Here is a 23,101-nt window from a genome sequence, read left to right as displayed (position 1 = left end):
GCGTCTGGCAGGAATGGTCGGGGAGACAGGATTCGAACCTGCGGCCCTCTGCTCCCAAAGCAGATGCTCTACCAAGCTGAGCTACTCCCCGACGGGAGACATGCGTGTGGAGTCGAAGGCGGGAATGGTGGGTCGTGATGGATTCGAACCATCGACCAATTGGTTAAAAGCCAACTGCTCTACCGACTGAGCTAACGACCCGTATCCGGCAGGACGGCCACGAGGCCGCGCATGATAAACGAATGCGTCGCGGCTAGCGATACGGCGTCGGATCGGCGACCCCGGCGTCGGCAAAACCGGCACGGCGCAAACGGCAGGAGTCGCAGCGACCGCAGGCGCGACCCTGTTCGTCGGCCTGGTAGCAGGACACGGTCAGCGCGTAGTCGACATCGAGGCGCACGCCTTCGCGAATGATGTCGGCCTTGGTCATCGTCAGCAACGGCGCGTGGACGCGAAAACCGCGACCTTCGACACCGGCCTTGGTTGCCACCTGGGCCAGCGCCTCGAACGCGCGGATGAATTCGGGGCGGCAATCCGGATAGCCGGAATAGTCGACGGCATTGACGCCGATGAACAGATCCTGCGCGCCCAGCACTTCGGCCCAGCCCAGCGCCAGCGACAGGAACAGGGTGTTGCGCGCCGGCACATAGGTGACGGGAATGCCGCCCGCAGCGGCTTCCGTTTCCGGCACGGCGATGTTGCGATCGGTCAGCGCCGAACCGCCGACCGCATCGAGATTGACGTGCATGGTCTGCAGGCGCGCGGCGCCGAGCGCATCGGCCACCCGCTGCGCCGCCGCCAGCTCGGCGACATGGCGCTGGCCGTAGGACACGGCGAGCGCGTAACACTCGTAGCCCTGCGACCGCGCCAGCGCCAGCACGGTCGCCGAATCGAGCCCACCGGACAGCAGGATGACGGCCTTTTTATCCATTCAATCGATCTGCGAAAGGAAACTTCGGCCAAGCGTAGCGAGCGAAGGCGGTTTGCGCGAGGACGGAGCGGAGGATGTTCGGCCCTCGAGCCGGACTGACTCCATGTCGGACCGGCTTTGGCCGAACATCAGCGTACTTCAGTACCTGGGATGAGCAGGCGCCTGCCTTGCTCGCGAGGCGAGCAGACATGCGCAAACCGCCGAGCGCAGTGCCTGGTCGGAGCTTCCTCAGCGGCCGGGCGCATTGCCCCACAGCACCTTGTGCAATTGCAGCTGGAAGCGCACCGGCACACGGTCGGCGAGTATCCAGTCGACCAGTTGCGCCGGTTCGATCTGGCCCTGGCTCGGCGAAAACAGCACCGCACAGCGATCGACCAGCCCGTGTTCGGCAAGGCAGGCACGCGCCCATTCGTAGTCGGCACGGTCGCAGAGCACGAACTTGATCTCGTCGTGCGGCTGCAGCAACTCGAGGTTCGACCAGAGGTTGCGTGACACCTCGCCCGAGGCCGGTGTCTTGATGTCGAGCACGCGCACCACGCGCGGATCGACGCCGGCGATGTCGATTGCCCCGCTGGTTTCCAGCGACACGCGGTGCCCGGCGTCGCACAGGCGCGTCAGCAGCGGCAGACAGTTCTTCTGCGCCAGCGGCTCGCCGCCGGTCACGCAAACGTGGCGAGCGCCAAGCCGCCCGACTTCGGCCACGATCTCGTCCAGTGACATCCACTGGCCGCCATGGAAGGCGTACGCCGTGTCGCAATAGTGGCAGCGCAGCGGGCAGCCGGTCAGGCGCACGAATACCGTCGGCCAGCCGACCGACGAGGATTCACCCTGGACCGACAGGAAAATTTCGGTGATTTTGAGCCGCGACGCGGTCGCAGCGGGGACACGGACTGACAACGAGACTCCGCGGTCCGCTTACTTCTTGCCGGGCTGCAAGCGCTGCTGCGCCAGATTGGCCGCGTTCGACCCCGGATAGGTCTTGATCACGCGCTGCAGGGTCGCACGACCCTCGGCGTCCTGATTGAGATCCATCTGCACCAGACCCGACTTCAGCATCGCGTCCGGGCTTTTTGCGCTGCGCGGGAAACGCTGCAGCACGGCCTGGAACGCCGCCAGGGCCGACTTGTAGTCGCCCTTGATGTAATACGCCTCGCCACTCCAGTAGAGGGCATTGTCGGCATACTGGCCTTGCGGCCACTTTTCGAGCTGGCTGCGGAAACCCTTCAGCGCCTCGTCGTTCTTGCCGTTCTTCAGCGCATCGAACGCGCTGAGATAGGCCGCTTCCTCTTCCGGCGACGCCGCACCGTTCTGCGAAAGCGTCACGCTGGCCGGCGCCGACACGGTTGGCGTCTGCGCCGGTGTGACGACCGGGATGCTGTTGTCCGCTGCCGCTGCTGCGGCAGGTGCCGCACTGTAGGTCGCCGGCGGCGCAGCCGATGTCGCCGGTGCGGCATAGGCGGCATTCGGTGCCGTGGCCGGCGCCGCGCCATAGCCCTGCGGCTGCGGCGCCGCGGCGGTGCCGCCTTCCAGACGCTGCAGGCGCGCTTCGATCGCCTGATCGCGCTGCTGCAACTGGTCGACGTCATAACGCAATTTCTCGACATCACCGCGCAGGCTGCGCATGTCATCGCGCGTGTGCTGGTTCTGTTCGTCCATGCCCGTGAGATTCACGGCATCGACACGGCGCTGCAGGACGGCGAGACGGCTTTCCACCGCCTGCAGACGCCGTTCCTCCGGAGACAGCACGTCCTTGCCCGAGATACTGCCGCCATAGTCGGACGCACAGGCCGCGAAACTGGCTGCGAATGCAACGATGACGAGACGGGTATGACGCATGAAGCTGCTCCGGAGGAACGCGGTCGGTCAGACCGCCGGTTTACTGACGGATGATCTGCGCGCGGCGGTTCTGCGACCAGGCGGCTTCGTCATGACCTTCGGCGGCCGGGCGCTCTTCGCCGTAGCTGATCACCGAGATCTGGGCGGCCGAGACGCCATCGGTCAGCAGCGCATCCTTGACCGAATTGGCGCGACGCTCGCCGAGCGCGACGTTGTACTCGCGCGAACCGCGCTCGTCGGTGTGGCCTTCGATGCGGACCTTGGCGACCGGATTGGCGACCAGGTACTTGGCGTAGGCGTCGACGATCGAGCTGTATTCCGGCTTCACGGCGCTGGAGTCGTAGTCGAAGTAGACGATGTTGTTGGTCAGTGCACGCTCGGCGGCGGCGCGCGCGTCTTCGTCACCCAGCTGCGTGCCCTGGCCAGCGGTGCTGTTGTAGGCCGAGCTGTCGTTCGACGGCGGCGGGGTGCTGGCGGTCTTGTCGCCCTTCGATGCACAGGCGCCGAGCGCGAGCATGGAAACGGCAACGAGCGACAGCAGGACTTTGTTCTTCATCATGGTGAACTCCCTTACGGAGGGCTAGCGGTTTTGGAATTGAGGGCACATCGAACTATCGCAACAAGGGGGACCAGGCAGGTTCCTGCACATCGCCACCGGCCTGCCGCATCGTCAGGCGGACACGCCCATCGACCGAAACCGTTGCGAGTTGCCGGCCTTTCGGGCCTTGCGACGAATAGATTATCACGGCGCCGCCTGGCGCAAACGCCGGACCCTCGTCAAGCGGGCCGTCGCTGAGGATGCGCATCTGGCCTGTCGCCAGGTCCTGCATGGCGATGCGCTGACCGCCGTCGGTGTTGACGAACACGATCGATTTGCCGTCCGGCGAATAGCTCGGCCGCTGGTTCTGCGAGCCCTGGAACGTCAGGCGCCTGGGTTCGCCGCCACTCGAGCTCATCTCGTAGACCTGCGGTTTGCCGCCACGATCCGAGGTGAACACGATCTTGCTGCCGTCCGGCGACCATGCCGGCTCGGTGTCGATGCCGTAGTGGTCGGTCAGACGCGTCCGCTTGCGGGTCGCCATGTCCATCACGTAGATGTCCGGGTTGGTTTCGAACGACAGCACGAAGGCCAGCTTGCTGCCATCCGGCGACCAGGCCGGCGAGCCGTTGATGCCCTTTTCGCTGATCAGCTTGGTGACCTTGCCGGTCTCGGTCGAATACAGGTAGATCGCCGAGCGGCCGTGCTCGTAGGCGACCAGCGCAATCTGCTTGCGATCCGGCGACCACGCCGGCGACATGATGGTTTCGCGCGAGTTGATCGGATACTGCGGGTTCTCGCCGTCGGAATCGGTGATCACCAGCTGGTAGGTGCGCTGGAAGCCGAGGCCCTTGCCGACCACGTAGGCGATCTTGGTGTTGAAGTAGCCCGGCACGCCGAGCAGCTGCTCGTAGATCTTGTCGGCGATCCAGTGCGCGGCGTAGCGCGACTGCGACAGATCGCGGATCGGATAGTCGTACGCGATGATCTGCTTGCCGCTCAGCGAGTCGACGAGGAAGAAGCGCGCGACGAAGCCGCCCTTGCCGTCATCCCAGACCTTGCCGATCACGACATTGTCGATGTTCTGCGCGCGCCACGGCGTCGGGTCGAAGGCCGCCATCTCGCTCGGCCGCTGCTTCATCTGATCGCGCGGCAAGGCGCGGAAGCGGCCGCTGCGAACCAGATCGTTCTCGATCACCTGGGCGATATCGGTGCTCATCGCTGAAGTCTGTGCAAACGGCACGATCGCGATCGGCAGGGCGCCGACGTCGCCGCCGGACACGGTGATTTCGAGCTGTGCCTGTGCCGGCACGGACGCCATGCCGCACAAGGCGGCCAGCACGATCAGGATTCGTTTGAGCATGGTCATGAGCACGGTAGAGGATGAGACGGCCGTATGAGCCTACGATGAATGTGTTTAGCCGGCATGCGGCGTGAAGTTGACCGTGACGTTCGGCACGAACGCCTTCGGGTCCGGCGGCAGCGGCATCGGACTGGCCTTGATGACCGCAGCCTCGACCGATCGGTCAAGCTGCGGATCGCCGCAACTGCTGACCACCTTGGCCGACTGCACCTGACCGTCCGGCATCAACTGCATTGCCACGGTGCACGAGAAGTCGTTCGGCGCGGTCGGCGAGCGGATCCAGAACTTGCGGATGCGCGCCGCCATCACCTGGCCCCAGTCGGCCTGCGCCGCCTGGATGCGGGCGGCCTGTTCGGCCGCCAGGGCCGCGTCCATCGCCGCCTTGCGGCGCGCCGCCTCGGCCGCCTCGGCCTCGCGCTTGATGCGCTCCTGCTCGGCGGCAATTTCCTTCTGGCGCTGCTCTTCCTCCTGCTTCTGGCGCAGTTCTTCCTGGCGCTTCTGCTCGGCCTCGGCCTTTCTCTGCTGTTCTTCCTGCTTCTTGCGCTCGGCGTCGGCCTTGATCTCGGCCTCCTTCTCCTTGCGCGCGGTCTCGGCCTGGCGCTTCTGCTCTTCGAGCGCCTCCTTCTTTTTCTGCTGTTCGAGCTTCTGCGCTTCGGTCGGTTCCGGCTTCGGCGGCGGCGGCACCGGCTTCGGCGGTTCCGGCGGCGTCTGCTCAACCGGCGGCTGTGGCGGCTCGGGCTGCGGCGGTGTCGGGCGCGGCGCCAGGGCGGGCCGAGAATCGGCGATCAGCACCGCTTCGATCGGCGCAGGCGCGACGATCTTGCGATGGAAGAACGCACTCGCGAACATCAGCGCGAAAATGACGACGTGCAGGCCGATGGCCGCGACGAGATAGCGACGCTCGATCATCAGCGTTTCGGCGTTTTCGCCTCGCCCGGTTCAGTGACGAAGCCGATCTTGTTGGCGCCGGCACTGTGCAGAATCGCCATGCCCTGCGCGACGAACTGGTACGGCACCTTGGCATCGCCGTTGACGAGGAACATCTGATCCGGCTTGTCGGCCACCAGTGCCTGCACCTTGGCGCCGAGCGCGGACTCGTCGACGATCTCGCCGTTGAGCTTGTAGCTGCCGTCGGCCAGAATCTGCAGCGTCGGCGGATCTTCCGGCACGGTCAGCGATTCGGCCTGCGCGTCCGGCAGGTCGACATCGACGCCCTGCGTCATCAGCGGCGCGGTGATCATGAAGATGATCAGCAGCACCAGCATCACGTCGATGTACGGCACGACGTTGATGTCGGCGTTCATCCGCCGCTTGCGACCGCGGCCGCTCTGGACCGGCGCGCCCATCAGACTTTTCCGCTGCGCAGACCGCGCTCGATGATGCCGGTCAGCTCATCGGAGAACACCTGGAAGCGCGAATCGAGCTGGTCGACGCCGCGCGTGAAGAAGTTGTAGGCGATGACCGCCGGAATGGCGGCGACCAGGCCCATCGCGGTCGCGATCAGCGCTTCGGCAATGCCCGGCGCCACGGTGGCGAGTGCGGCCTGCTTGACGTTACCGATCGAAATGAACGCGCTCATGATGCCCCAGACGGTACCGAACAGGCCGACGTAGGGGCTGGTCGAACCGACCGTCGCCAGAAACGCGAGGCCGCCTTCGAGACGTTCGGTCTCGCGTGTCTGCGACACGCGCATCTGCCGCTGCACGGCGGCGAGCACGTCATCGGGATCGGCCTTGCCGTGGGTCTGCTGGCGCACGAATTCCTCGTAGCCGGCGAGGAAGATCGCCGCGACGCCGGTCGCCTTCTCGCCGCGACGCACGTTCTCGTAGAGATCGGCAAGATTGCCGCCGCTCCAGAAGCGTTCCTCGAACTGCGCAGCTTCCTTGAAGGTCCGCGACAGCAGTGCACGCTTGCCGAAGATCACCGCCCACGACACGACCGACGCGACGACGAGCAGAAAAAGCACGATCTGCGCAAGCGCACTGGCCTGCAGGATCAGGTGGGTCAGCGAAAGATTGGCATTCATGGAAAGCGTGGGCCCCGGCAAGCAAAGACGGAAAATAGCCGATCAACCTTAACATTCCCGGTATTGTCGTTCACGCGGGAAGCTGCGCGGCCGCTAAATATTTTTCGCTTGCATTCCGCCTTGGACGGCGCTCCGCAGCGCCTCGGGCAGCGCCATCGGCCGGAACCGGTCGCTGTCGACGCACGCGACGCGCACCCGGGCCTGGGCCAGCGACGGTCCGCCCCCGCCGCTGCGCAGGAGGCGCTGCTCGAAAACCATGCTGGCGCGCTTGATCACGGGCACTTCGGTGTGCACTTCAAGCAGGTCGTCGAGCCGCGCCGGCAGCCGGTAGTCGATCTCCAGACCGGCGACCGTGAAGGCGACACCGAGCTCGCGCATCAGCTGGTCCTGGCCCAGGCCGAGGGCACGCAGCCATTCGGTGCGTGCGCGCTCGAAATAGCGCAGGTAATTGGCGTGATAGACGACACCGCTGACGTCGGTGTCCTCGTAATAGATGCGCAGCGGAAAAACCGAAACGCTCATTCGGAAAACAGGTCCGGTGTCGCCAGGCGTTCCGGGACCTTCAGTCCGTAATGTTGATAGGCGAGCCGGCCGGCGATGCGGCCGCGCGGCGTACGCATCAGATAGCCCTGCTGGATCAGATACGGTTCGAGCACGTCCTCGATGGTCTCGCGTGCCTCGCCAATGGCCGCGGCGAGATTGTCGAGACCGGCCGGCCCGCCGTCGAAACGCTCGATCAGCGCCATCAGCAGTTTGCGGTCCATCAGGTCGAAGCCGTTGCTGTCGACCGCCAGCAGCTTCATCGCCTCGGCCGCCAGCGGTGCGGAAATCCTGCCGTCGCCGCGCACTTCCGCGTAGTCGCGTGCACGTCGCAGCAGGCGGTTGGCGATGCGCGGCGTGCCGCGCGAGCGTCGCGCGATCTCCGCGGCGCCGGGCGCGTCGATCGGCGCGCCGAGGATGCTGGCCGAGCGCGTGACGATGCGGGTCAGCTCATCGACCGAATAGAACTCCAGACGCTGCACGAGGCCGAAGCGGTCACGCAGCGGCGAGGTCAGGCTGCCGGCGCGCGTCGTCGCGCCGACCAGCGTGAACGGCGGCAGGTCGAGGCGGATCGAACGTGCCGCCGGCCCTTCGCCGATGACGATGTCGAGCTGGTAGTCCTCCATCGCCGGATACAGCACTTCCTCGACGACCGGCGACAGACGATGGATTTCATCGACGAACAGCAGATCGCGCGGTTCCAGATTGGTCAGCAGCGCGGCCAGATCGCCGGGCCGTTCGAGCACCGGCCCCGAGGTCTGGCGCAGGTTGACGCCCATTTCCTCGGCGAGGATGTGCGCGAGCGTGGTCTTGCCGAGGCCGGGCGGTCCGAAGATCAGCACATGGTCGAGGGCATCGCCGCGCCGTCGCGAGGCCTCGATGGCAATGCCCATCTGCTCACGCACCGCCGCCTGGCCGACATAGTCGGCGAGACGATGCGGACGGATCGCGCGTTCGACGCGGTCCTCGTCGCCGCCGACGCTCGCGGATACGATGCGATCGTCCGTCATTGCCCGGGCCTCAAAGCGCCATTCGTCGATCGGAATGACGTGCGGGAAGCCAAACGCCACGGCGCAATCCCGACAGGCCCGACCGGTGCGGCAGGGCGACCGGACAGCGTCGTCGCCGCGCACTTCGCAATCACCGGCTGTCGGGAAACCCTGGTGTTCATTTCACCGCGCGCTTGAGCGCTTCCTGGATGATCTGCTCGGTGCTCATGCCGTCCTTATACACGGCTTCGGTGAAGCGCTGGATCTCGGCCGGCTTGTAACCCAGCGCCGTGAGCGCGCTCTTGGCTTCGCCCAGTGCCGAGCTGTCGACGGCGAGGCGAATACCGGCACCGCTTTCACCTTCGGCGCCGGCCTTGTCGCGCATCTCGATCACCAGACGCTCGGCGGTCTTGCGGCCGACACCGGGCAGCTTGGTCAGGCGCGCCACGTCGCCGGCACGTATCGTGTTCCAGAAATCCTCGACGCTGACACCGGACAGCACCGTCAGCGCGAGTTTCGGACCCACACCGGAAATCTTGATCAGCTCGCGGAACAGGGTCTTCTCGGTGCCGGTCGCAAAACCGAACAGCAGATGCGCGTCCTCACGCACGGTCAGATGCGTCTGCAGGGTCACGGCCTCGCCGACCGCCGGCAGCTTGTAGAAGGTCGACATCGGCGCCTCGATCTCGTAGCCGACGCCGCCGACGTCGACCAGCAGCAGCGGCGGCTGCTTGAGCACGAGACGTCCGCTGATGCGCCCGATCACGCGCGGCCCCAGCGCTTGCCGCCGGCGAGCGCATCGGTCCGCGCCTTCATGCCGCGCACCTGCGCGTGCGTGAGCGCGATCGCCAGCGCATCGGACGCGTCGACCGCCATCGCGCCCTGAAGATTCAGCAAGACCTTGACCATGTGCTGTACCTGCAATTTTTCGGCACGACCGGAACCGGTCAGCGCCAGCTTGACCTGGGTCGGTGCGTATTCGGCGACATCCAGGCCTGACTGCGCGAGTGCGCACAAGGCCACGCCACGCGCCTGCCCCAGCACCAGCGCGGTCTGCACATTGCGATTGACGAAGACTTCCTCGATCGCCGCCTCGGCCGGCGTGAACTCGTGCAGCAGCGCGGCGAGTTCCCGCTGGATCTGCAGCAGCCGCTGCGGCACCGTGCCGCTGGCGGTGCTGATGCGACCGGCCGCGATCATGCGGGCGCGCCCGCGTTCGGATTCGATGACGCCGTAGCCGGTGTGCCGCGATCCCGGATCAATGCCGATGATGCGGACGGCGGCGATGCTCAATCGCCACCCAGATCGGCGTTCGAATAGACCTTCTGCACATCGTCGAGATCTTCGAGCGTGTCGATCAGCTTCTGCACCGCCTCGGCATGCTCGTCGGCGACGGCCACGACATTGCCGGGCCGCAGTGTGACGTCCGCCTGCACCGGCGTCAGGCCCTGCGCGGCAAGACCCTGCCGGACTGCCTCCAGACTGTCCGGGGCCGACAGCACTTCGGTCCAGCCGTCTTCGCTGATGACATCGTCGGCACCGGCTTCGAGCGCCACTTCGAGAATCTTCTCCTCGAGCGCGGTGTCGCCGGCGGTCTCGAAGAAGATCTGGCCGACGCGGGCGAACATGTAGGCGACCGCACCGCTGGTACCCAGATTGCCGCCGTTCTTGGTGAACGCGTGGCGCACGTCGGCAACCGTGCGCGTCGGATTGTCGGTCATGCAATCGACGATGATCGCGACACCGCCCGGCGCATACCCCTCGTAGCGGATTTCCTCGAAGTGATCCGCCCCGCCCTCGCCGGTCCCGCGCTTGATCGCGCGTTCGGCGGTGTCCTTGGTCATGTTCGCGTCGAAGGCCTTGTCGAGCGCCAGACGCAGGCGCGCATTGGTCTTCGGATCACCGCCGCCGGTGCGCGCGGCGACGGTGATTTCGCGAATGAACTTCGTGAACAGCTTGCCGCGCCGGGCGTCTTCCACACCCTTGCGCGCGGCGATACTCGGACCACGACCCATATATCGATTCCTTGCCGCTGCGCGTCAGAACGTCAGGCTGATGCCGCCGTACAGGCCGTTGTCGATGGTCTGATCCGGCGCATGATCGACACCGATCCTGACGTTGCGATAGCCGCCGAATACCGCGGCGCTGCGATTGATCTGATAGCTGAGCACCGCACTCAGATCGCGATAGTCGTCGACGTCGCCGAAGCTGACGACACCCGGCGCGTAATAGGCGGTGCCGATCAGACCGATGCGGTCGTAGCCCGGCAGACGCGCGTCGAGCTGCACGCCCGGCGCGATCGCCCCGCCGTTTTCGCCATCGCCGCCGACGAAGACGGCGCGCAGGCCGACACCGGCCTTGAGGTCGATGTCGCGCAGGCCGGCATCGCCGGTCGCAAGCGCGCCGACGTGCGCGGCGAAGCTGTCATTGCCGTTGCCGCGATGCTGCAGATAGCCCAGATCGTATTGGCCGTCGACCCCGCTCAGCACGCGCGACAGCGGCCCGCTCAGGCCGAAACGGAATGCGTCGCTGGACAGGCTGAAGTTGAGCGATTCGGCCGACGCCGAACCGGCGACGAAAGCCAGCGCAGCGGCGGCGAGCAACGCCGACTTCTTCACATTCATCATGATTTCTTGACCTTGTTGACTGCATGAATGGCGCGGCCGTCGACCGACAGCACGGCTTCGTGAAAATTCTCGGACAGCGTCGGATGGCCGTGCATGGTCAGCGCGATGTCCTCGCACGTCGCGGCGAACTCCAGACCGAGCACCGCTTCGGCGAGCAGTTCCGAAACATATGGCCCGCACATGTGCACGCCGAGGATACGATCGGTCTTGGCGTCGGCGATGATCTTGATCGAACCCTGCGCCGCCTCCATGGCCTTGGCGCGGCCGTTGGCCGCGAACGGCCCGCTGCCGACCTTGACCTCGTAACCCTTGGCCTTGGCCTGCTCCTCCGACAGACCGGTCCACGCCACTTCCGGCGCGGTGTAGATGACACTCGGGATCGCGTCGTAGTTCAGCTGCGTGTGATGGCCGGCGAGCTGCTCGGCCAGCGCCACGCCTTCCTCGATCGCCTTGTGCGCGAGCATCGCGCCGCCGATCACGTCGCCGATCGCATACACACCCGGCACATTGGTCTTGTAATGCGCATCGACCTTGACGAAGCCGCGCTCGTCGATCGCCACGCCGATTTCCTTCGCATTCAGGCCATCCGTGTTCGGCCGGCGTCCGACCGCGACGATCAGCTTGTCGAAGCTTTCCTTCTTCTTCTCGCCATTGACCTCGTATTCAACCTCGACCGCCTTGGCGCCGCTCTTGGCGGTGATGACCTTGGCGCCGAGGCGGATGTCGAGACCCTGCTTGGTGAAGTGGCGCAGCGCTTCCTTGGCGATCTGCTGATCGACCATCGGCAGGAAGTTCGGCAGCGCTTCGAGGATCACGGTCTTCGACCCGAGGCGGCTCCAGACACTGCCCAGCTCCACGCCGATCACGCCGGCGCCGATGATGCCCAGGGTCTTCGGCACTTCGGTGAAGTCGAGCGCACCCCAGGAATCGACGATGCGCTTGTCGTCGAACGGCGCGATCTTCAGGTTCACCGGCGACGAGCCGGTGGCGATGATGACGTGCTTGGCGCTGAGGACCTGCTTTTCGCCATTGTGCGGCGTGAACTCGACCTTGCCGTCGCCGAGCAGCTTGCCGAAGCCTTCCAGGCCGGTGACCTTGTTGGCGCCGAACAACGCCTTGATGCCGCCGGTGAGCTGACGCGAGACGGCCGTCTTGCGCGCCTGCATCTTGTCGAGGTCGACCTTGAAATCGCTGCCGCTGATGCCGTGCGCGCCGATCTCGTGCTGCATGCGGTGCCACAGCTCCGAGGATTCGAGCAGCGCTTTCGAGGGAATGCAGCCGGCGTTGAGGCAGGTGCCGCCGAATGCGGGGCTGTTGTCCTTGTTGAGCCATGCGTCGATGCAGGCGGTCTTGAAGCCCAGCTGCGCCGCGCGGATCGCCGCCGGGTAGCCGGCCGGGCCGCCGCCGACGACGACGATGTCAAATTGGTCCGTCATGTCGCTCCTTGTCCGTTTCGCCGGCCATTTTAGCGACCGCGGTGCGGCGCCGCACGACTGATCGGCCAGAAATTTCAACGGACTGCGTTGCCCCCCGTGAAACCCGGAGGCGCAGCAACGCGGGAAACGCTCAGGCCGGCTGCGGGTCCAGCGAGCTCATCACGGCGTCGGCGGCGACGATGGCATCGTTGCCGCTGCCTTCGTAGGCGCCCCGCCAGAGCCGGTAGGTGTCCAGATCGCCCTGCTGCCAGGGATGGAAGCCCGGTTTGTAGTAGGCCAGGTAATGGCGCATCAGGCGTGGATACAGGCCGCCCGGTCCGTACAGCCACCACAGCCCCTTGCGCCAGACGGTGAAACGGTTCTGCACGCCGTCGACCGTGAACATGTGGCGCATGATCATGAACACATGCAGCGGGAAGCTGAAGGACACCTGCATCATGCTCAGAATGCGGGTGAAGTAGCCGGCACGCGCAACCTTCTTCAGCACGTCATAGGCCACGGCCTTGTGCTCGATCTCCTCGACGGCATGCCAGGCATACATCGCACGCACGCGCGGATCGGCGTTGGCAAACATGCCGTTGGCGAAGAAGCCATGCGCCATCAGCGCGGTCATGTGCTCGGCAGCCGCGGTCTGGCCGAGCGTGAAGGTCTTCGGCAGGTACTTGCGGAAGAAGCCGAACATGATCTTCTTCTGTCGTTCGAGGACATGATCGACGGCAATGCCCTGCGATTTCAGATGATCGTTGAACGCGGTATGCACCATGCCGTGCTGGCCTTCCTGGTACATGAAGTCCTTGACCTGGGCGCGCAATTCGGGATCGGCAATCCCGTCGCGGAAATCGCGCACGCAGGCGATGAAGAACTTCTCGCCTTCCGGGAACAGCAGCGACATCGCGTCGAAGAAGCGGGTCTTGAACGGATCGTTGTCGAACCACCAGCGCGGCACGTCCTGCCATGCGAAGTCGGGGCCCTTGCGCGGAACGATTGCCTGCGGGCTGCCACCATCCATGCTCTTGCTCCTCATTATCTCTGCTGCCAATGTAGACGGCGTGCCGCGACAGGGCTATGACCGCTCACGCCAGCAAAGGAACAAATCGCGACACGCGCAATGGGATTGCCAAGCGTGACTGAATGTCATGTCTTGCCGCTGCGTACCTGAGGCGCAAGCCGGACGGATCGGGATTTCAGGGCATGAATGTCATGCGCGCCGGGAAGCGCCGAGGCGCCGGTCGAGAGCCGCGGGCTTTCTGGACCCGACTGAATGTCAGAGGTCCTGCCGATCGACGCCCGCGCAGCTCATTTCGCGTCTGGCCGACGCACGCGAGATGGCGGCCACGAGCCAACGCCGTGAACGAGCCGCTCAGTTCGGCGGATCGCGCCGCAGCCAGCTTTTCCAGAACGTGATGCGCGGCATGCCGCCGGCGATTTCTTCGGTATGGCCGGCCATCGTGCTCAAATGCACGGCGATGCGGAACAGCACGAGGCAGATTTCCAGCGCGACGCGAATCAGTGTCACCGACACGAGAAAAGCCACGGGCCCGATCAGCAGCATGCGGCCCATGCCGATCGTCGCCGACTGCGCGAAGCCATCCAGCACGAACATGACGACCAGATACAGGCTGCCGAGCACGCCCAGGACATAGAGCATCGGTGCCATGCGCGGCGTCAGCCATTGCCGGAACCCGAAATCGGTGAGCGCCCGGAAATAGTCGAGCAGATGATCGGCGAAGGTACGCAGGCCCCGCGCCACGATCGCGGCCGGGTCCTGATCCTGCTTCAACTGGGTCTGCTCGTCTCCCTTCATGGCCGACAGCCTACGCCAGGCGCTGCCGTCCCGCTGCTGAACCGGCGACCGCGCAAGCGGCGGGAACCGCCGCGCCTCAGAACGCGTAGCTGAAGCTCAGCGCGACGTTGTCACGATCGCTGCGCGTGTTGTAACGCCCGCCGCCCGTGTACCACTCGTAGACGACGCGGCCGCTGAACGCCGACGTGAAGTTGATGTCGGTGCCGGCGGCAATCTCCTTGCGGCCTTCGACGAAATTCTGTGCCGGCGATGGCGCGATGCCGCCGATGTCCCAGAAATACGCCAGCGTCGGCTTGAAGGTCCAGCCGAACGCCGCATCGTCGTATTCGCCGCGCAACGCGAAGCGCAGACCCCATGAAAACGCGTCGGCAAAGCCGCCGGTCTGCTGGGTCGGATTGAGACGTCGCGGATCGGGCTGGCCGTCGGCCGTGCCGGTGCCATCGGCCCCCGGGCTGTAGTGCGTGCGATTGGCGCCGGAGCCCTCGAACTGCAGCTTGCTGAGTTTGGGCATGCCGAAGACCTGCGTGAAGCCGGCTTCGCTGATCAGGATGATCTGGTCGGCACCGATCACGTTCGAGAACGCCCGGATCGCGGTCAGATCAAGCTGGCCCACCTTCATGCGCTGATAGCCCGGAATGTACTGGTTGGCGTTGATGCGCCCGAGATTGCGGTAGCTGCGCAGGTAGCTCGGCACCGCGACATCGGCGGACGGAAACGTCGCCCCGCCGAGCTGGGCGAGATCACCGATGAAGCCGCCACCGGACGGATACAGATTGGCGATGCTGCTGAGCGCGCCGGGCAGCACGGTGAACTGCTGGGCCGGAAACGCCGGTTGCAGACCGGTGAAGATCACGTCGGTCAACTGCACCTGCAGCGGCAGGTTGTCACGGAATGCATATTCACCGGCCAGCGACCACGAACCGACGTTGGTATTGAAACTGACGCCGTACAGATGGATGTTTTCCGGGTAGTCGAGCTGGATGCGCAGGGTGTCGATCGGCAGGGGCTCGCCTCGCGGCTGCCCGGGCTGCAGTTTCGGCAAGGGCAGCGTGCCGTTGAAGCCGTTGCAGGCCACGGCGGCGCTGAGCAGATCGGCATGATCGCGCGTGCAGGAATCGTCGGTCGCGTAGACCGACGCGTACGGCAGCCGCGAGTGGTAGTTGAGGTAATAGAACGACAGCTCGGTGCCGCCGTTCAGCCATTCGGCAAAGTAGTTCAGGCGGATGCCGTACTGGCCGCTGTCGCGCGGATGGTTGTTGTTCACCAGCGCGCGCGCCGAGGAGCCGCTGATCAGACCGAGCGGCCCGGCAAAGCGGCCGATGCCATTCGGGTCTTCACCGAACTGCCCGAGACTGATCATCGCGTATCGACCGCCGCCGGCGATGTCGCTGTCCGAATAGAAACTGCCGCGCGCATCCGGCTTGGTCGGACGCCACTTCAGCTGATAGAACAGCTCGGCCGACACGTCCTCGACGATGTCGGTCGACAGCAGCACGACCGGTACCGGCTGGAACACTTCACCCAGTTCCGCGCCGGGCATGTGCAGGACATTGGAGTCGGGCGCGTTGATCTCGGAGATGCTGTTGAGCGCGATGAAGGTGCTTTCGCCCCAGCGCACGGTCTGGTTGCCGACCGAGAACGTGCCCTGACGCTCGCCGAAGGTGAAGCCGTACTGCAGGTAGGCATCGTAGAGTCGCACGCCGCGCGCATAGCGGTCTTCGATGTTGCCGGGCCGGTCGCTGTGCGCCGGCTGGTAGGCGGTATAGGTATGGCGTTCGTCGAAGCCGGTATTGACCGGATCGAAGTAGCCGATGCCACGCACGCGCGCAATCCAGTTGTTCCAGCTCATGCGCAGGTCGGAGCTGAGCCGCGACGCCGCGGCAACCACGTCGTACTGCTGGTAGTTGAGATCACCGTCGTCGCCATTGACGCCGCTGAACACGCCGCGCGCGTCGACCAGCCGCTGATTCGGCTCCGGATCACCGTTCAGCGAAATGCAGTCGTCGGGAGCGCACAGATCCTGCTGTCCCGGCACGCTGAGCTTGCCGACCTGGTCGTTGTAGTCGATGCCCTGCATGCGCATCGCCGCACCGACACTGAAGCGGTTGTTGAGCTGGAAATCGAAATCGCCGAGCTGCCATTCCGAGGCTTGTGCCGCGGGCACCAGCAGGCACAGCAGCAGTCCCATCCACGCGCTACGCATGCGGCAACTCCTCCCTGTCCGAACTGCTCTGAGCGGCAGTTGTGAGGCGCAAGCTAACAGTCGACCCGGTCGCCAGCAGTGACCGGGCGTGACCTGGCGCTGTCATTTCGGCAAACTGTCGTCTGCGGCAATCATTCAGTACCGGGGCGAACAAGGCATGCGGGACTCGGGATATTTCCTCGAAATCATCCATGCCGGCATGGTCAATGCCGGCCTCAACGTCAACGCGATCTACGAAAAGCTCGGCTACAACGCCGAGGAACTGCCACTGCGCGAAATGCGCACGCCACATCAGTTGCAGGCGTACTTCTGGGAAACGGTCGAAGCGGTGACCGGCGACCCGGAGATCGGTCTGCATCTGTGTCCGCACCTGCCGGTGTTCCACGGCGAGGTGCTCGAATACCTGATCTTCAGCAGTGCCACGCTCGGCGAGGGCATGGAGCGTGCGCTCAAGTACCTGCGCCTGCTGTCGGACGCGCTGAACGTGCGCATCGTCAACGACGAGCTCGGGGCGCGCGCACTGATCAAGGGCACGGCCACCGAAGCCCCGCAGCTGCGCCACACCGAAATCTGCATCGTCTACGAACTGCTGCAGTTCCTGAAAAGCGTCACCGAAGGCCGCTTCGTGCCGCAGCGCGTGACCCTGCACTGCAGCCAGCGCGCCTCGCAAGCCGAGTACGACAGGATCTTCGGCTGTCCGATCGGTTTCGGCGCCGAGGAAAGCGAGCTGTGGTTCGATGCGGCGATTCTCGAATACCGCTCGCCGCGCTGGGACCCGGACCTGCTGAAGCTGCATGAGGATCTCGCCGAGCGTCGCCTGTCGAAGCTGCGCCGTCACGACCTGATCGAGCGCATCCAGAAACTGTTCGCGCAACGCCTGGAGCTCGATCAGCTGACGCTGGAAGATGTTGCCGCCGAACTCGGCGTACCGACGCGTCGTCTGCGTTTCGAACTGTCGCGCGCCGGCACCAGCTTCTCGGAGCTGCTCGCCGACTTCCGTTTCGCGCTGGCCAAACGCCTGCTCGCGGGCACCGAAGAGTCGATCGAGAACATCGTCTATCTCACCGGCTTCTCGGAACCGAGCACCTTCTATCGCGCGTTCAAGCGCTGGTCGAGCATGACGCCGGTGCAGTACCGCGAACAGAAGCGCGCACACCGCCGCCTCGCACGCGCATCCGCGCCCTGAGCGATCGACGCCGACTGGCTGCACCGCCAGCCGGCCCGTCCAGCGAGCCAAGGACGCCGGCCACGGCGCTCTCTAAGTTTCGTTCACCAAGCGGCCCGACAGAGCCGCCATGCATCCATCCCCCGGATGCCTGAACGACGAGGAGAGTCGCGAATGAACGTGATGCGCAAGGCCGCGCTGGCGGCATGGGTACTGTGTCTGGTCGCCGGCGCCGCCAGGGCCACCGCCACGCCGGAAGAGGCCGCCAGGCTCGGCAAGGAACTGACGCCGGTCGGCGCCATCCGCGCCGGCAATGCCGACGGCACGATTCCCGAATGGACCGGTGAAAAGAACTTCCCGGAAGAAACCAAGCACTTCACGCGCGCCAAGCTCGAAGACCTGCGCAAGAACCAGCCGGACGAGCTCGAAGCCAAGTTCAAGGGCACGCTGCCGCCGGACGTGCTCAAGCCGATCTTCACGATCACGGCCGCCAACATGGCGCAGTACGCCGACAAGCTCACCGAAGGACACAAGGCGCTGCTGAAGAAGTACCCGACCTACAAGATGAACGTCTACAAGTCGGTACGCACGGCGTTCTATCCGGACGCGATCTACAAGGCGACGATCCTCAACGCCACGCGCGCCAGCCTCGAAGGCACCGACTCGATCAAGCACGCCAGGCTCGGCTTCCCGTTCCCGATTCCGAAGTCCGGGGCGGAAGTCATCTGGAACCACAAGCTCAAGTACAAGGGCTCGGCGGCGCGTCGCTTCAACAACCAGGCGATCGTCAAGCCGGACGGCAGCTACACGATCACCAAGATCATCGAGGACGTGAAGTTCAAGTACGCGAACCTGCAGGAGCCCGGCGACACCGACAAGGAAAACCTGCTCGCGTATTACCTCTCGACCGTGGTATCGCCGCCGCGCGTCGCCGGCCAGATCACGCTGGTTCATGAAACGCTCGACCAGTCGACCGGCGGCCGTCTCGCGTGGATCTATTCGCCGGGCCTGGCGCGCGTCAATCGCGCGCCGGACGTCGGCTACGACAATCCGGCGGTGGGGACCGACAACGAGCAGTACAACGACCAGATCGACGTCTTCAACGGCGCGCTCGACCGCTACACCTGGAAGCTGATCGGCCGCAAGGAGATGTACATCCCGTACAACTCCTACCAGATCAATTCGCCGAAGGTGAAGTACAAGGACATCCTGCAGGCGCATCACATCAACCAGGATCTGGCGCGCTACGAATTGCACCGCGTGTGGGTCGTCGAGGCCACGCTCAAGCCGGGCATGCGCCACAACTTCGCCAAGCGCACGTTTTACGTCGATGAAGACAGCTGGTCGATCGCCGTCGTCGATTGCTACGACGCGCGCGGCTCGCTGTGGAAGGTGCAGGAAGCGCATCTGCTGACCGTGCCGTTCATTCCGACCACGACCGGCATTCCGGAACTGATCTACGACCTGCAGTCGACGCGCTACTTCGCGACGACCCTGGCCAACGAGGATTCGATTACCGATTTCGAGATCAGCTTCCCGGATTCGTACTTCGATCCGGCGAATCTCAAGCGCAAGGCGCGCAGCCGCTGAACGCGTGACCGATTGGGGATGTAGTTTCGGCGGCCGCAAGGCCGCCTTTTTTTGAGCACGACTGCCGCCTGCGGGGAGCGGCCCGATGAAGAACAAGTCTTTGCAGGACATCGAACGGGAACTGGGCGCGAGCGCGCCGCCCGGACTCGGCGCGCTGAATGCGTCCGCCCTCAAACAGCTCGGCGCGGCCCTGCACGGCGCCCGCAAGGCGCAGCGTGCGCAAATGGCAGCTGCGACCGAAAGCTCGCTGCAGCATGTACCGTTCCTGCTGCGCGGCGCCGTCAAGAAAGTGCTGGGCATCAAATGAGCGCACTGCGACATCGCGCCGAACTCCAGCGTCTGGCCCGCGTGCTCGGCACCGGCAGCGACAAGCTCGCCTATCTCGAAGCACTCGATCTGGTGACGCTCAAGCAGCTGCGCGAGCGCAGCACGGCGATGCTCTACGACGCCGATCGCGAGTCGCTGCAGCGCATCGCTTCGGCCGCACGGCTGCTGCCGGCGGCGATCACGGCGCTGATCGCCGAAAAAAGTCTCGGCCCCCTGCTCTGTGCGCGCATTGCCGGGCTGATGGCGGTCGAGACCGCCGTCGACGTCGCCAAACGCCTGCCGACCGGCTTTCTCGCCGATGTCTGCCTGGAACTGGACCCGCGTCGCGCCAAGGCCGTCGTCGACGGCATCCCGGTTCCGCGCGTCGTCGACGTCTCGCTGGAGCTGGCGCGGCGCGGTGAATACATCACGATGGGTCATTTCGTCGACATCCTCAGCGTCGACGCGCTGGCGGCGGTCATGGACCGGCTGCGCGACGACACCGCCCTGCTGAAAGTCGCGTTCTACGCCGAGGATCGCCCACGCCTGAACCGCATCATCGAGAAGCTGCCCACCGCGCGTTTCGGCGGCATCATCGATGCGGCCCTGGCCGATGGCGGCGAGCTGTGGCCGGAAGCGCTGTCGTTGATCGGCGAGCTGGAGTTGCGCTGGCGCCGCAAGTTCGGCGAGATCGCCCTGACGGGCGATGCCGCGAGCATCGCGCAGATCATCCTCGTCAGCGACACACAGTCGCTGTGGCCGGCCCTGATGCCGCTCGCCGACGCGGTGGCCGATGACACACGCGCCGTCGCGGGGCTGCACGCCGCCCTGTGCAGGCAGAAGCCGGCACTGCTGAAACGACTGCATGCCGCGGCGGCGGCGCACGGCGGCGCCATGCTCGAATGCCTGGCGACGCTGGACTGGCCGGCCGCGCTGCGTGACACGATGACGGCGCGCCGCCGCTAGCGTCGACGGGCCGTCACGACTCCGGCACCCAGCGCTTGCCGAGCTTGCGTGCCAGCGTGCGGCGATGCATGCCGAGCCGTCGCGCCGTCTCGGAGATGTTGAAGCCGGTCTCGGCGAGCGTCTCGTGAATGCGCTCCCACTCCAGGGTCTTGATCGAGGTCGGCCGCGCCGCAAACGGCACATCGACGTTGCCGCCCTGCTGGCTGAACGCGGCTTCGATGTTGTCGGTATTCGACGGCTTCACCAGATAGTTGCAGGCACCGAGCTTGATCGCTTCCACTGCCGTGGCGATGCTGGCAAAGCCGGTCAGCACGACGATCAACATCGCCGCGTCGCGCTCATGCAGGGCCTGCACGACCGCCAGCCCCGACGCGGCACCGAGCTTGAGGTCGACGACCGCGTAGGCCGGCGACACGACATCGAGCATTGCGCGTGCTTCCTCGACGCTGGCAGCCATCGCCACGCGATAGCCGCGCCGTTCGAAGGAACGCTTCAGCGTGCGCGCGAACGCGGCGTCATCCTCGACGATCAGCAGGCTGCACTCGCCGTCAGCCGACATGGGAGTCCTCGATCGCCAGCGACGCCATCGGCAGCTGCAATATCACTTCGGCGCCGGCGTCCGCGAGATTGCGCGCCGTGACGCGGCCGCCGAACTTGCGCACGACGTTGACGACCAGGAACAACCCGAGCCCGCCGCCCGGCCGGCCCTTGCTCGACTGATACGGCTTGCCGAACTGGCCGAGCATTTCCGGGGCGAAACCGGGGCCGCGATCGCGCACCGTCAGCAGCAGTGATTCGCCGTCGCTCTGCACGGTGAAACCGACCCAGGCCGGCGACGCTTCGAGCGCGTTGTCGAGCACATTGCAGATGATCTGCTTGAGCGCCGAATCGGAAACGATCGCCGGATCGTCTTCGAGCGCGTTGCGGTACTCGAAACCACGTACCGGCCGCGTGCCGCGCCAGTCCTCGACCAGCTCGTCGAAGAAGCCGGCGACCGTGCTGACGGTCGGCGATTCGCCGCGCGCCTCGCCGGCCGACAGCAGGATGCCGGTGACGATGGTCTTGCAGCGTTTGACCTCGGCCTGCATGTCCTCGATTTCCTGCAGCAGTTCGGGATCGGCCTGGAAGGCCGGCACGTGATGCCAGTCGCCGAGGATCACCGACAGCGTCGACAGCGGCGTGCCGAGTTCATGTGCGGCGCCCGATGCGAGCAGGCCCATGCGCACGATGTGATCTTCCTCCGCAGCACGCTGCCGCAAATCGGCCAGGCGTGCGTCGCGTGCGCGCAGATTGCGGTTGATGCGGGTCACGAACACGACCAGCAGCGCGGCGTCCATCACGAAGCAGATCAGCATGCCGATGATGTGCAGCTGATAAAGCTGTTCGTGGCTGCCCGACGGCAGGTTCAGCGGCACGTAGAAGCTCGTCAGCGCGGCGAAGCACAGGCCGGTGATCGCCACCAGCGTCCAGGTCGACCAGGCTTCGAGCAGCACGGCGGCCAGTGTCACCTGCAGCGCGTAGAGGAACACGAACGGATTGGTCGCGCCGCCGCTCAGGTACAGCAGCGCGGTCAGCGCCGCGACGTCGACCGTCAGTCCGAGCATCAGCGCGCCGTTGCGCACATCGCCATGCTTGCGCGGACGGAACAGACTGAACAGATTGAGCACGACCAGACCGGCGACGACGAAGGCCATCGGCAGCAGCGGCAGATCGATGCCGAACACCAGCGTCACGAACGCGATCGTCAGGATCTGGCCGACAACGGCGATCCAGCGCAGCTCGATCAGCTGCAGCATGTTCTGCTGGCCAACCGTCTCGCGCGTCGACGCGCGCAGGGAGCGCCCGGGCGGGGCAACACGGGTCGGCGCGGTGGCGATCGTCGGCGTCATGGTGGCGCCAGTCTAAGGGAGCGCCGGCGCAGCGTCGCCGGCGCTTGTTCAGGACTCGCCGGCGCCCCCCTGCCGCAGCCGCCATTCGTAGCGGCCGAGTCCGAAGGCTGCGCCGGCGACCATCAGCGCCAGCGTGTACCAGGTGATCGCGTAGATCAGGTGGCTGTTGTGGAAATGCACGACCGTCAGACCGCCGATCGGCCAGCCGCCGGGATTCGGACGCTCATCGGCGTCGATGAAATACGGCGCGACATCGGCAGCCGGCAGACCTTGCGCAGTGGCGATCGCCGCGACGTCGCGCGAATACCAGCGATGTGCGGCCGGATCGTTGTGGCGCAGGAAGGCGCCGCCCGGTTCGCTGAACCGCAACAGACCGCTGACGTGCACCGACCCTTGAAACTGCGCGGCCACGCGCGTGTCCGGCGCACGATGCCGGGCGTCGACGAACCCGCGGTTGATGAGCACCACGGAACCCTCGCGCGTGCGCAGCGGTGTCAGCAGCCAGAAGCCTGGTCCGTGCTCGGTGACGGCCTGCACGAAGGTCTCGTGATCGTTCAGCAACTCGCCGTCGACGACGACATGACGGTACTCGTCGCGATCACGGTTGATCGTCGGCCATTGCCCGCGCTCCGGCGCGGAAACCGCAGCGGCATGCAGACGCTGATCGACGCGCGCGATCAGATCGAGTTTCCAGCTGCGTCGATGAACCTGCCAGGTGCCGAGCGCGACAAAGCCGGCGAACAGCGTCAGCGCCAGCAGGGCCAGCAGCAGCAGGGCCGCAACGGAGCGCGGCGCACGATGATCGTCCGCTGCGACAGCCTTTCTCGAGGCGGCGGCGAGCGGCATGTCAGTACCGCGGATGGCCTGCGATGCCGAGGTGTGCCGCGCACGC

25 protein-coding genes and 2 tRNA genes are annotated in these 23,101 nt (G+C 65.5%); 4 read left to right on the top strand and 23 right to left on the bottom strand.

The annotated features are described in order from the left end of the window. Positions 1–14: 14 nt before the first annotated feature. From G7Y85_RS05645 to G7Y85_RS05550, 20 genes are all read right to left on the bottom strand, one after another. Positions 15–91: transfer RNA gene (locus G7Y85_RS05645), tRNA-Pro, on the bottom strand. Between the two features lie 34 nt (positions 92–125). Further along, a tRNA-Lys gene (locus G7Y85_RS05640) sits at positions 126–201 on the bottom strand. Positions 202–253: 52 nt separating this feature from the next. After that, complete coding sequence (queC, locus tag G7Y85_RS05635) at positions 254–931, bottom strand: 7-cyano-7-deazaguanine synthase QueC (protein ID WP_166253075.1); 678 nt, start codon at positions 929–931, stop codon at positions 254–256. Positions 932–1,159: 228 nt separating this feature from the next. Next, positions 1,160–1,828, bottom strand: a complete 669-nt coding sequence (gene queE / locus G7Y85_RS05630; protein WP_166253072.1) for a 7-carboxy-7-deazaguanine synthase QueE — start codon at positions 1,826–1,828, stop codon at positions 1,160–1,162. Between the two features lie 18 nt (positions 1,829–1,846). Then, positions 1,847–2,767: a tol-pal system protein YbgF gene (ybgF, locus tag G7Y85_RS05625; protein WP_166253069.1), complete on the bottom strand. Its 921-nt coding sequence runs from the start codon at positions 2,765–2,767 to the stop codon at positions 1,847–1,849. A 40-nt stretch (positions 2,768–2,807) separates the two neighbouring features. Next, the gene (gene pal, locus G7Y85_RS05620; RefSeq protein WP_166253066.1) at positions 2,808–3,326 is read right to left on the bottom strand and encodes a peptidoglycan-associated lipoprotein Pal; all 519 of its coding nucleotides are present in this window, start codon (positions 3,324–3,326) and stop codon (positions 2,808–2,810) included. A 52-nt stretch (positions 3,327–3,378) separates the two neighbouring features. Next, positions 3,379–4,668: a Tol-Pal system beta propeller repeat protein TolB gene (gene tolB, locus G7Y85_RS05615; protein WP_241696012.1), complete on the bottom strand. Its 1,290-nt coding sequence runs from the start codon at positions 4,666–4,668 to the stop codon at positions 3,379–3,381. A 54-nt stretch (positions 4,669–4,722) separates the two neighbouring features. Then, positions 4,723–5,577, bottom strand: coding sequence for a cell envelope integrity protein TolA (tolA, locus tag G7Y85_RS05610; protein ID WP_166253060.1), 855 nt, complete (start codon positions 5,575–5,577; stop codon positions 4,723–4,725). Continuing rightward, a complete protein-coding gene (locus tag G7Y85_RS05605; protein ID WP_166253057.1) occupies positions 5,577–6,014 on the bottom strand; it encodes an ExbD/TolR family protein in 438 nt (145 codons plus the stop codon). The genes tolA and G7Y85_RS05605 overlap by 1 nt, the downstream gene beginning before the upstream one ends. Further along, complete coding sequence (gene tolQ, locus G7Y85_RS05600) at positions 6,014–6,694, bottom strand: protein TolQ (RefSeq protein ID WP_166253054.1); 681 nt, start codon at positions 6,692–6,694, stop codon at positions 6,014–6,016. Before tolQ ends, G7Y85_RS05605 begins: the two co-directional genes overlap by 1 nt. A 93-nt stretch (positions 6,695–6,787) precedes the next feature. Continuing rightward, entirely contained in the window at positions 6,788–7,216 is a 429-nt protein-coding gene (gene ybgC, locus G7Y85_RS05595; RefSeq protein WP_166253050.1) for a tol-pal system-associated acyl-CoA thioesterase, read from the bottom strand. After that, complete coding sequence (gene ruvB, locus G7Y85_RS05590) at positions 7,213–8,244, bottom strand: Holliday junction branch migration DNA helicase RuvB (RefSeq protein ID WP_166253366.1); 1,032 nt, start codon at positions 8,242–8,244, stop codon at positions 7,213–7,215. The genes ybgC and ruvB overlap by 4 nt, the downstream gene beginning before the upstream one ends. Positions 8,245–8,401: 157 nt before the next feature. Next, positions 8,402–8,989 carry a Holliday junction branch migration protein RuvA gene (gene ruvA / locus G7Y85_RS05585; RefSeq protein ID WP_166253047.1) on the bottom strand — a complete coding sequence of 196 codons (588 nt, stop codon included), beginning with the start codon at positions 8,987–8,989 and terminating at the stop codon, positions 8,402–8,404. Continuing rightward, positions 8,986–9,516 (bottom strand): crossover junction endodeoxyribonuclease RuvC, encoded by a 531-nt coding sequence (gene ruvC, locus G7Y85_RS05580; protein WP_166253044.1) that lies wholly within the window; start codon positions 9,514–9,516, stop codon positions 8,986–8,988. Before ruvC ends, ruvA begins: the two co-directional genes overlap by 4 nt. Further along, positions 9,513–10,238, bottom strand: a complete 726-nt coding sequence (locus G7Y85_RS05575; protein WP_166253041.1) for a YebC/PmpR family DNA-binding transcriptional regulator — start codon at positions 10,236–10,238, stop codon at positions 9,513–9,515. Before G7Y85_RS05575 ends, ruvC begins: the two co-directional genes overlap by 4 nt. A gap of 24 nt (positions 10,239–10,262) precedes the next feature. Then, positions 10,263–10,847 (bottom strand): YfaZ family outer membrane protein, encoded by a 585-nt coding sequence (locus tag G7Y85_RS05570; RefSeq protein WP_166253038.1) that lies wholly within the window; start codon positions 10,845–10,847, stop codon positions 10,263–10,265. Continuing rightward, the gene (lpdA, locus tag G7Y85_RS05565; protein ID WP_166253035.1) at positions 10,847–12,286 is read right to left on the bottom strand and encodes a dihydrolipoyl dehydrogenase; all 1,440 of its coding nucleotides are present in this window, start codon (positions 12,284–12,286) and stop codon (positions 10,847–10,849) included. The genes G7Y85_RS05570 and lpdA overlap by 1 nt, the downstream gene beginning before the upstream one ends. Positions 12,287–12,416: 130 nt before the next feature. Beyond that, positions 12,417–13,310, bottom strand: a complete 894-nt coding sequence (locus G7Y85_RS05560; RefSeq protein ID WP_166253032.1) for a metal-dependent hydrolase — start codon at positions 13,308–13,310, stop codon at positions 12,417–12,419. Positions 13,311–13,646: 336 nt separating this feature from the next. Then, entirely contained in the window at positions 13,647–14,090 is a 444-nt protein-coding gene (locus G7Y85_RS05555) for a DUF4282 domain-containing protein (RefSeq protein WP_166253029.1), read from the bottom strand. 76 nt (positions 14,091–14,166) lie between these two features. Next, positions 14,167–16,293 carry a DUF1302 domain-containing protein gene (locus G7Y85_RS05550; protein ID WP_166253026.1) on the bottom strand — a complete coding sequence of 709 codons (2,127 nt, stop codon included), beginning with the start codon at positions 16,291–16,293 and terminating at the stop codon, positions 14,167–14,169. 157 nt (positions 16,294–16,450) lie between these two features. On the opposite strand from G7Y85_RS05550, the gene G7Y85_RS05545 reads away from it, so the two are divergent. The 4 genes from G7Y85_RS05545 to G7Y85_RS05530 all read left to right on the top strand — a co-directional run bounded on the left by G7Y85_RS05545 (position 16,451) and on the right by G7Y85_RS05530 (position 20,320). Continuing rightward, on the top strand, positions 16,451–17,479 hold the full coding sequence (locus G7Y85_RS05545) for an AraC family transcriptional regulator (RefSeq protein WP_166253021.1): 1,029 nt from the start codon (positions 16,451–16,453) through the stop codon (positions 17,477–17,479). A 153-nt stretch (positions 17,480–17,632) separates the two neighbouring features. After that, the gene (locus tag G7Y85_RS05540; RefSeq protein ID WP_166253018.1) at positions 17,633–19,048 is read left to right on the top strand and encodes a DUF1329 domain-containing protein; all 1,416 of its coding nucleotides are present in this window, start codon (positions 17,633–17,635) and stop codon (positions 19,046–19,048) included. Positions 19,049–19,133: 85 nt separating this feature from the next. Next, positions 19,134–19,355 carry a hypothetical protein gene (locus G7Y85_RS05535; RefSeq protein WP_166253015.1) on the top strand — a complete coding sequence of 74 codons (222 nt, stop codon included), beginning with the start codon at positions 19,134–19,136 and terminating at the stop codon, positions 19,353–19,355. Further along, complete coding sequence (locus G7Y85_RS05530) at positions 19,352–20,320, top strand: hypothetical protein (RefSeq protein ID WP_166253012.1); 969 nt, start codon at positions 19,352–19,354, stop codon at positions 20,318–20,320. Before G7Y85_RS05535 ends, G7Y85_RS05530 begins: the two co-directional genes overlap by 4 nt. A 13-nt stretch (positions 20,321–20,333) precedes the next feature. Here G7Y85_RS05530 and G7Y85_RS05525 read toward each other — a convergent pair whose 3' ends face one another. From G7Y85_RS05525 to G7Y85_RS05515, 3 genes are read right to left on the bottom strand one after another with little or no spacing between them, the layout of a single operon-like run. Next, positions 20,334–20,879 (bottom strand): response regulator transcription factor, encoded by a 546-nt coding sequence (locus tag G7Y85_RS05525; RefSeq protein WP_166253009.1) that lies wholly within the window; start codon positions 20,877–20,879, stop codon positions 20,334–20,336. Then, positions 20,869–22,209, bottom strand: a complete 1,341-nt coding sequence (locus G7Y85_RS05520; protein WP_166253006.1) for an ATP-binding protein — start codon at positions 22,207–22,209, stop codon at positions 20,869–20,871. Before G7Y85_RS05520 ends, G7Y85_RS05525 begins: the two co-directional genes overlap by 11 nt. Before the next feature lie 48 nt (positions 22,210–22,257). Beyond that, the gene (locus G7Y85_RS05515; RefSeq protein WP_166253003.1) at positions 22,258–23,055 is read right to left on the bottom strand and encodes an SURF1 family protein; all 798 of its coding nucleotides are present in this window, start codon (positions 23,053–23,055) and stop codon (positions 22,258–22,260) included. Between the last annotated feature and the right edge of the window lie 46 nt (positions 23,056–23,101).

Source organism: Solimonas terrae (assembly GCF_011067135.1).
Lineage (GTDB): Bacteria > Pseudomonadota > Gammaproteobacteria > Nevskiales > Nevskiaceae > Solimonas > Solimonas terrae.
The sequence above is the reverse complement of the archived record's forward strand: the minus strand, read 5'-3'. Positions and strand labels throughout refer to the sequence as shown.

Bases quoted from the DNA above. Each gene is read 5' to 3' on its own strand.
- queC (WP_166253075.1), bottom strand. From the start codon at position 931: ATGGATAAAAAGGCCGTCATCCTGCTGTCCGGTGGGCTCGATTCGGCG.
- ybgF (WP_166253069.1), bottom strand. From the start codon at position 2,767: ATGCGTCATACCCGTCTCGTCATCGTTGCATTCGCAGCCAGTTTCGCG.
- pal (WP_166253066.1), bottom strand. From the start codon at position 3,326: ATGATGAAGAACAAAGTCCTGCTGTCGCTCGTTGCCGTTTCCATGCTC.
- tolB (WP_241696012.1), bottom strand. From the start codon at position 4,668: ATGCTCAAACGAATCCTGATCGTGCTGGCCGCCTTGTGCGGCATGGCG.
- tolA (WP_166253060.1), bottom strand. From the start codon at position 5,577: ATGATCGAGCGTCGCTATCTCGTCGCGGCCATCGGCCTGCACGTCGTC.
- G7Y85_RS05605 (WP_166253057.1), bottom strand. From the start codon at position 6,014: ATGGGCGCGCCGGTCCAGAGCGGCCGCGGTCGCAAGCGGCGGATGAAC.
- tolQ (WP_166253054.1), bottom strand. From the start codon at position 6,694: ATGAATGCCAATCTTTCGCTGACCCACCTGATCCTGCAGGCCAGTGCG.
- ybgC (WP_166253050.1), bottom strand. From the start codon at position 7,216: ATGAGCGTTTCGGTTTTTCCGCTGCGCATCTATTACGAGGACACCGAC.
- ruvB (WP_166253366.1), bottom strand. From the start codon at position 8,244: ATGACGGACGATCGCATCGTATCCGCGAGCGTCGGCGGCGACGAGGAC.
- G7Y85_RS05575 (WP_166253041.1), bottom strand. From the start codon at position 10,238: ATGGGTCGTGGTCCGAGTATCGCCGCGCGCAAGGGTGTGGAAGACGCC.
- G7Y85_RS05570 (WP_166253038.1), bottom strand. From the start codon at position 10,847: ATGAATGTGAAGAAGTCGGCGTTGCTCGCCGCCGCTGCGCTGGCTTTC.
- lpdA (WP_166253035.1), bottom strand. From the start codon at position 12,286: ATGACGGACCAATTTGACATCGTCGTCGTCGGCGGCGGCCCGGCCGGC.
- G7Y85_RS05560 (WP_166253032.1), bottom strand. From the start codon at position 13,310: ATGAGGAGCAAGAGCATGGATGGTGGCAGCCCGCAGGCAATCGTTCCG.
- G7Y85_RS05555 (WP_166253029.1), bottom strand. From the start codon at position 14,090: ATGAAGGGAGACGAGCAGACCCAGTTGAAGCAGGATCAGGACCCGGCC.
- G7Y85_RS05550 (WP_166253026.1), bottom strand. From the start codon at position 16,293: ATGCGTAGCGCGTGGATGGGACTGCTGCTGTGCCTGCTGGTGCCCGCG.
- G7Y85_RS05545 (WP_166253021.1), top strand. From the start codon at position 16,451: ATGCGGGACTCGGGATATTTCCTCGAAATCATCCATGCCGGCATGGTC.
- G7Y85_RS05540 (WP_166253018.1), top strand. From the start codon at position 17,633: ATGAACGTGATGCGCAAGGCCGCGCTGGCGGCATGGGTACTGTGTCTG.
- G7Y85_RS05535 (WP_166253015.1), top strand. From the start codon at position 19,134: ATGAAGAACAAGTCTTTGCAGGACATCGAACGGGAACTGGGCGCGAGC.
- G7Y85_RS05530 (WP_166253012.1), top strand. From the start codon at position 19,352: ATGAGCGCACTGCGACATCGCGCCGAACTCCAGCGTCTGGCCCGCGTG.
- G7Y85_RS05525 (WP_166253009.1), bottom strand. From the start codon at position 20,879: ATGTCGGCTGACGGCGAGTGCAGCCTGCTGATCGTCGAGGATGACGCC.
- G7Y85_RS05520 (WP_166253006.1), bottom strand. From the start codon at position 22,209: ATGACGCCGACGATCGCCACCGCGCCGACCCGTGTTGCCCCGCCCGGG.
- G7Y85_RS05515 (WP_166253003.1), bottom strand. From the start codon at position 23,055: ATGCCGCTCGCCGCCGCCTCGAGAAAGGCTGTCGCAGCGGACGATCAT.